This window comes from Paenibacillus sp. BAC0078 (assembly GCF_054483875.1).
This window is the reverse complement of sequence record NZ_JBTLRW010000029.1, coordinates 47422-53950: the sequence shown is the minus strand read 5'-3', so window position 1 is coordinate 53950 and position 6529 is coordinate 47422. Positions and strand designations below refer to the sequence as shown.

6 protein-coding genes and 1 riboswitch are annotated in these 6529 nt (G+C 48.1%); of the genes, 1 reads left to right on the top strand and 5 read right to left on the bottom strand.

The window, feature by feature from the left end:
* Window positions 1-353 precede the first annotated feature (353 nt).
* The 3 genes from ACX1DY_RS29595 to ACX1DY_RS29585 form a co-directional block, all read right to left on the bottom strand.
* Window positions 354-1775 (bottom strand): flotillin family protein, encoded by a 1422-nt coding sequence (locus ACX1DY_RS29595; RefSeq protein ID WP_458967699.1) that lies wholly within the window; start codon window positions 1773-1775, stop codon window positions 354-356.
* A 25-nt stretch (window positions 1776-1800) separates the two neighbouring features.
* Entirely contained in the window at window positions 1801-2295 is a 495-nt protein-coding gene (locus ACX1DY_RS29590) for a hypothetical protein (protein ID WP_458967698.1), read from the bottom strand.
* Between the two features lie 204 nt (window positions 2296-2499).
* Window positions 2500-2686: riboswitch (cyclic di-AMP (ydaO/yuaA leader) on the bottom strand.
* A gap of 226 nt (window positions 2687-2912) precedes the next feature.
* On the bottom strand, window positions 2913-3821 hold the full coding sequence (locus tag ACX1DY_RS29585) for a ketopantoate reductase family protein (protein ID WP_458967697.1): 909 nt from the start codon (window positions 3819-3821) through the stop codon (window positions 2913-2915).
* A gap of 146 nt (window positions 3822-3967) precedes the next feature.
* Between ACX1DY_RS29585 and ACX1DY_RS29580 the strand changes: the two genes are divergently transcribed.
* Window positions 3968-4522, top strand: a complete 555-nt coding sequence (locus tag ACX1DY_RS29580; RefSeq protein WP_458967696.1) for a TetR/AcrR family transcriptional regulator — start codon at window positions 3968-3970, stop codon at window positions 4520-4522.
* Between the two features lie 333 nt (window positions 4523-4855).
* Here the strand turns inward: ACX1DY_RS29580 and ACX1DY_RS29575 are convergent, their stop codons facing one another.
* Together ACX1DY_RS29575 and ACX1DY_RS29570 are read right to left on the bottom strand one after the other, a co-directional pair.
* On the bottom strand, window positions 4856-5836 hold the full coding sequence (locus ACX1DY_RS29575) for an NAD-dependent epimerase/dehydratase family protein (RefSeq protein ID WP_458967695.1): 981 nt from the start codon (window positions 5834-5836) through the stop codon (window positions 4856-4858).
* Entirely contained in the window at window positions 5833-6408 is a 576-nt protein-coding gene (locus tag ACX1DY_RS29570) for a TetR/AcrR family transcriptional regulator (RefSeq protein WP_458967694.1), read from the bottom strand. The genes ACX1DY_RS29575 and ACX1DY_RS29570 overlap by 4 nt, the downstream gene beginning before the upstream one ends.
* Window positions 6409-6529 lie beyond the last annotated feature (121 nt).

Below are 6529 nucleotides of genomic sequence, written 5' to 3'. Positions count from 1 at the left end.
TCTGATCCAGGACGAGCTAATGAGCTAGCTCTTGACTTAGCAGTCTGCACAAAACAGAAATGGCTTGCGTGCGTTAACTAGCTAGGAATCCCACGGCTTTAGCCGTGTTGGAGGCTCAATTCATCAATCCTCATTGGCTCACCACCATCAAAGAAAACTCAGATATAAAATATTATATAATAGGATTTATGCCAGATATTCTCCACATTCATAGTCATTGTACTGCCTTTGCCCAATTCCATTTTCTAAAATTACCGGGGGATACCGAATGGTTCTTCACTCCAAAAAAATAAAAAGCCCTTGATACATCATCGGGATTTCCGACGTATCAAGGGCTTAATATGTGTTCAGTATTACTGCTCCTTATCCCGGCCGAGTAGCCCGCTGAGCGCCTCTGTCACGTTCATACCGGTAAGCGACTGGGTCAATTCAGGAACCTGGGCCATAATTTTGGCGATATCGCCGGTAATTTTGTTCACGCCGGATGAAGCTCCATCCTGGGAAATCACTGTAATCTTATCGACCTTGGCCAGCGGGGAAGCGATTTTGTCAGCCAGCTCCGGCAGAACTTTCAGGAACTCCACTGTAAGCGCTGCTTGCGTGAACTGTTTATATGCTTCGGCTTTCTTCTCCAGTGCCCCCGCTTCCGCCGCTCCAGCCAGTTGAACAATTTCCGCGTTGGCTCTCCCCTTCGCCAGCTCCGCCTCCGCCGTTGCCAGCCCGCGTTTGGTCGTCGTGGCTGCCTCTGCTTCCGCTTCAAGGATTTGCCGCTGCTTGGCTGCCTCCGCTCTCATAACCGTAGCCTGGTTCTCCGCCTGGGCAGGCTTGATCACCGTTGCCTCCAGTTCCTTCTGTCTCAGTTCAACTTCGATTTCCCGGACGGTCCGGTTGGCTTCCGCTTCCATCTGCGTGATCTTATCCTGTTCGGTAACCAGCGACTGCCTGATTTTATTCTGCTGCAATTCGTACGCAAGATCCGCCTGCGCCTTCTTCACTTCCGTCTCCAGCTTAAAATCGGCCTGCTTAATGTTCAGTTCCTTCTCGAACTGGGATTCCTTAGCGCGGGCGGCGGTTTCCGCTTCTATGGTGGCCTGATGCGCATCGGCTTTGGCAATGGAGGATTCTTTCGCCGCCTCAGCCTGCTTAATCTGAATGTCGCGTTCCGCTTCCGCCTTTGCAATGCTGGCATCGCGGCGGATACGCTCAATTTCCGGAACCCCCATATTGTCGATATACCCTTTATCGTCGGTAATTTTCTTAATGGTGAAGCTGACCACCTCAAGCCCCATCTTATCGAGGTCCTCCGAGCAGGTCTCCCGCATCTTGCTGTTGATTTCGTCGGGTGTCTTTAGTATGGATTCCACCGTTAATTGCCCGATTAAGCCACGCAAATGGCCTTCCACCGAATGCAGGATAATGGTCTCGCGGTCTTCTTCCGGCCGGTCGATAAACTGCTCGCTGGCAGTCAGAATAGCGGTAGGATCACTTTTGATCTTAATCTGGGCCACCGCCTCCAAGCTGAGCTTGATGCCTTGCCGGGAAAACATCGCCTGCGCCGGGATGACATCAAAGCTCATCAGCATCATGGAGATGGTCTTATTGTTCTGGAAGCCGGGGATGACAAAGGTCCCGCCGCCCTGCACCACTCTTTTTCCGCCGAGACCATACACAATCATCGCTTGATTGGGCGGAACCTTTTTATAAGCGTTCACGATACTGAACAAAGCCAGCAGGATAACAACAACAATTGCCGCGATTAAATAAAGAATAGCCATTTGCTTCGACACTCCCCGTTATTTATTATTGTTCGATTTCCCTCTCAAAGAGGGTTACTGTCGCCATTCCTTTATCCACCTTCAAAATAATCACCCTGTCGCCCTTTGCGAGCTGCTGGCCGGCTTCTGCCCGCACTCCAATGGAGCGCATCGTTCCGTGCAGCACATATTTCATTTCCCCAACCGCTCCATCCACTGCAGAAATACTGATGTAACCAAGCTGCCCCACCTGCTCATAATCCATTTCATTCATGCTGCTGTCATACCGGGTCATTAACCGGGCCAGCACCGCATACATCAGACAGCCCAGCAGTAAAGCAACCACGGTGCAGATCAGCACCACTGCAAGCATATTCATTCCGCTGAACCGGGAAAGCACATAACCAGTGCCGCCCCAGACCGTTACAAACACCATCAGCGGGAGTATGGGCACAAAGCCCGGACCTCCAGCATCGCCGCCTCCCGCATGCAGATGACCCGCCAGGCCATGTCCATGAAATCCGCCGCTGAGAAGGAGCAATAGCCCTACCCAGAAGCACACGATAAATACAGTAACGATAATCTCCCCCTTTCAGGTATTTTAGCTAGTGAATAAAAGCTCTAATTTTCGTTGTTATAAGATTTCAGCTCCTCATACAGACAGCAATTCTCTTCCTGCATGCACAGCAAAAAGACCACAGAAGCGGCAGGGCTCTCCGTGGTCGGTTAAACGATCATGGCGCTCATCCTCTCTCTTCGAGGCTTACGGGGTTAGCTGACGGATTCGGGCAGCGAGATTGCCCTACCTTGCAAGAAGCGCGCTTTTCAGCACGCAGCAAGGATTCACCCCAGGTGAGCAGCTATCTGAGCAAAAGCCGCGTTCACCATTGGTTCCCCCGTTCCCACTACCCGGAATTCAGCCATTTGAGAACAGTTTTATTACATTCAGTTGTTGATTGAATCTTACGCCTGTGGCCGTTTAATGTAAAACGTTGCAGATGGCAAAAGAAGCCAAAGATTGCCTCCCCTTCACGAATGAAGGCGCATTCTTTGGCTTCGCTCTTAAACGGCCGATGATTTGCTCATTTTTGCTTCGTTTCTCGCAAGCAGTCCCATTCGCCCAAAACAAATGCTGTAAATACCATAAACCTTAATATCTTATGGTGTGATATCCTTTTGACTTAAAAACTTCATTAAGTCGTTATTCAACTGTACAATTTCGTTGTTTGCATTACTCGCATAATCAGGCAACATCATATCCTTTACCATGTTCGTCCGTAACCATATCATAAAGAAAAAATCCAAAATCCAATCCGGACATCTAAGCAAAATTTTTATTTTAGACGGATCAATCGCAACACCGGCTTTTTGTACAGCCCTTAAATTCGCTTTCAGAGTGTATGTTATTTTATGTGCCGTTTTTCTGGTTCTAGCTGTTTTGGGGTCAATGATCTTATTATCAATATTCAAAAAGCTAAGCATTGCAATATCCGTTACGGCATGAGTTATTAAATACGCACTCATATCCTTATTTATTACGTAAGGAAGTTTTGCTGTTCTTAATAATCTTGCGAGAGTTTCTATGCGTTCTGTCACTACGCCATTAATTTCTCCGAACATAGTAGCCGCTAATAACTTTGATGGAAATCGAGCGTACAATATTCCATCTTTTATCTGTCCACCAACGCCGGGGAAGGCTGGTAAAAATCTATCCCCTACAATATCCAGCCATGAAGAGAATCCAATTGGATTACTAATCATTGTAACAATATTTTTGCTTTGATTGTCTTTGAGTGCTGACAACGCTGATTCAGATCGATCGTAACGAACTGTAACGAAAATAAAATCATAAATATCATCATTTTCAAGCTCATCAATGACATTTACTTTTATAGTTTTGACCGTACCTTTTTCATTATATTTCAGGCCATTTTCTTTCAATGTATTAAATCGATTAGAACGTGCTAACATAGTAACGTCAAGCCCTGCTTCAATAAATTTAATTGCGTATATGCTCCCTATAACACCTGCACCAAAAATTAAAATTCTATTCTGTTTTACTGACATAAAATCACCCCTATTTATTAACAATTCCTTTTGATCATCAGACAACGTGTTGTATGATGTGATCATAAATCCTTATGATTTCTTCATCAACCATCAGTTTTTTATTATTTGTCGGATGATATTCTTGTTCGCAATAGGAGGATTAAATGAAAAAGCAACCTGAAATAACGGAGAAAACAAAACAAACTTTTATAGATGTTTTTTGTGAGCTATATAGTCAAAAGCCGATTGAAAAAATCTCGATTCAAGAAATTGCGAATAAGTCGGGATATAACCGCAGCACATTTTATCAATACTTTACTGATATTTACGAATTGTTAGACTTTGTTGAGAATGATTTATTGAACTACATAAAAGAAGAATTAGCGAATAAAGCGTTATCTACGCATACTGCTGTTCAAAATCCGCTTCATTGTTTGGAGAAAAGGGAGTATCTCTCGATTCTCAATGCCCTCTTGGGCGATTATGGCAGTATTCGTTTTTTAGAACGCTTGAAAAGAGAAATCACCCTTGATAGCTTGGAATTAAACCTTCCGCAAAACAACTCCATAACGCCATACTTGATTGAGTTTCACATATCAACATCACTTTCTTTATTTCGTCTTTGGCTCCAGCGACAAAAGGATTTATCGCCAGAAGAATTTTTCGAGTTAGTGGAAAACCTATATAAAAAGGGGGTAGCGCCATATTCTAAAAAATGAATCTACTTAAAATTGATAGATGGGTGTGCAATATTTTTGATAATATGCACACTGAAAAAGCCCAGCCAATAAGTTCGTACTAGTGACTGCGCTTATTATATCTTCCAATGGTTACGATAGTCAGCAAAGTGTGGGGCAGAAAAAAACAGTGCTTGTATTCTACATGAAGGATATCCTCTACTACCTGCACATGAGCGAGCGCTAAGCACGTTACATGCTCGTTTTCCTGAATTACTGATTGCTACGGCTTCTCTGCTGTCTGCCATATCGACAAAAGGGGGAAAGTCCAAAGAACGACTAACCGGCGATTGCCGGCGTTCGCCCTCCAAAGCACTATCGTAGAGCAGATGGTTCCTCATAGCTTTGCAAGCCCGCGTCGCGCAAAGTTCTTCCGACATAGCCCAACTCTCGACGTGCAGCGGCATCGTTGACTGTGAACTCACGCCCGATCATGCGTATCATCGAGCGTGAGATCGGCGGATCCCCGTCTTTCCGCGTGACGGCCCAGATAGTGTCGAGCAGCCGGCCAATGGCAGAGGCAAGCCAGTAGGGCATCGAACGCAGCTTATCGATGGACAGGCCCTGTAAGTTCGCGAGCGAGGTGACGAACTCACGGAAAGTCTGCCCTTCCTGGTCTTTGATGAAGAAGGCATGACCGCCTTCTCCGCGTTTAAGAGCGCATTGTATGGCTTCTACCACATTGTCCACGTGGCAGGTTGCAAAAGCGTAGTCGCCGCGGTTGATGAAGGCGAACTGTCCAGACCTGACTGCTTCGGGAAGCCCTTGACTAAACGGATCACCAGGCCCCCAGATAGCCGGCGGGCGAAGCGCGATGGTGCGAAAGCCGGGTTTGTTAGCTGCCAGAACCATTGATTCGGCCCGTGCCTTGCTCGCCAGGTAGGCGGAGAAGTGGCTCGGGAAAATCGGCGTGCTTTCATCAACGTTGCGGATGGGCGTACCGCCATTATCCATGAGGATTCCCGCTGCGCTGATGTAGACGAATGTCTTCGCACCTGCGGACTCGGCTGCCTTCAACAAGGCTACGGTTCCATCAACGTTGGTGCGGAAGAAGGGTTCGCGAGGCCCCGAAAAGCGGAACAGGGCGGCCGCGTGCACAACCGCATCAATCACCGGCAATATGAGTGGCGTGCTGCTTTCGAGATCGGCATCGACTGGCGTAGCACCCATGGACTTGAGTTTGGCGTGAGATGATATGGAGCGTGTGAGTGCGAAAATCTCGTGACCGTCCTCTATGAGCTTCGGGATTAGGCGACCGCCTAGCAGACCAGTACCTCCCGTGACAAGAATTTTCATTCTGTTCGTCCTTTCTGTTCAGGATTTAGGATGGACCGTATGGCACCCTCGCGGATTTGCTCCAGGACTTCTGAAGTGGGTGGCACCGCTTTGCGTAGCCGAGCTGTGACGTATAGTAGGGATGCAGCATTCGCAGACGCCCACATGAGATCGGCAGCCACCTCCACCGTCGGCCTGAGCCGGCCCTCAGCGGCGATGGCCGCGATGCGTTGGATGAGGAGCGCAAAGGCCTGCTCGGCGGCGGGAATTTCAGCATCGTTGAGAACGCGGCCCATCATCACCGCGTAGAGCCGTGGACGAGCCGCCGCGAAGCGCACGTAATCGTCCCAGCCCTCGCGTAGTGCCATAACCGGATCGAAGGATTGCGTGGCAGTCCTTTTGCTTTCGAGAAACTGAGCAAATGCTTCCTTAATGGCGGCGCTCAGTAGCCCGTCGGCGCTGCCGAAGTGATGATACAGCGTCGGTGCGGTCACCTTCGCGATTGCGCAGACAGAGCGTGTCGTGAACTGTGCCTCGCCCTCTTCCTCGAGAACTTGTAAAGCCGCATTGAGTAGAACGTCGTGTGTATTCATGCGACCAATATAGCACAGCTATATTGGTTTGTCTATAGCGATGCTATATTGGTGCCAATACCCTCCTGACATTCGATAAACCCCCAGGTTCCCGACGTGACTATATCCGTTCCCCGTACGG

What these genes read in the sequence shown, in the direction of transcription:
- ACX1DY_RS29595 (WP_458967699.1), bottom strand. Translation starts at nt 1,775, where the DNA reads ATGGCTATTCTTTATTTAATCGCGGCAATTGTTGTTGTTATCCTGCTG.
- ACX1DY_RS29585 (WP_458967697.1), bottom strand. Translation starts at nt 3,821, where the DNA reads ATGTCAGTAAAACAGAATAGAATTTTAATTTTTGGTGCAGGTGTTATA.
- ACX1DY_RS29570 (WP_458967694.1), bottom strand. Translation starts at nt 6,408, where the DNA reads ATGAATACACACGACGTTCTACTCAATGCGGCTTTACAAGTTCTCGAG.
- ACX1DY_RS29580 (WP_458967696.1), top strand. Translation starts at nt 3,968, where the DNA reads ATGAAAAAGCAACCTGAAATAACGGAGAAAACAAAACAAACTTTTATA.
- ACX1DY_RS29575 (WP_458967695.1), bottom strand. Translation starts at nt 5,836, where the DNA reads ATGAAAATTCTTGTCACGGGAGGTACTGGTCTGCTAGGCGGTCGCCTA.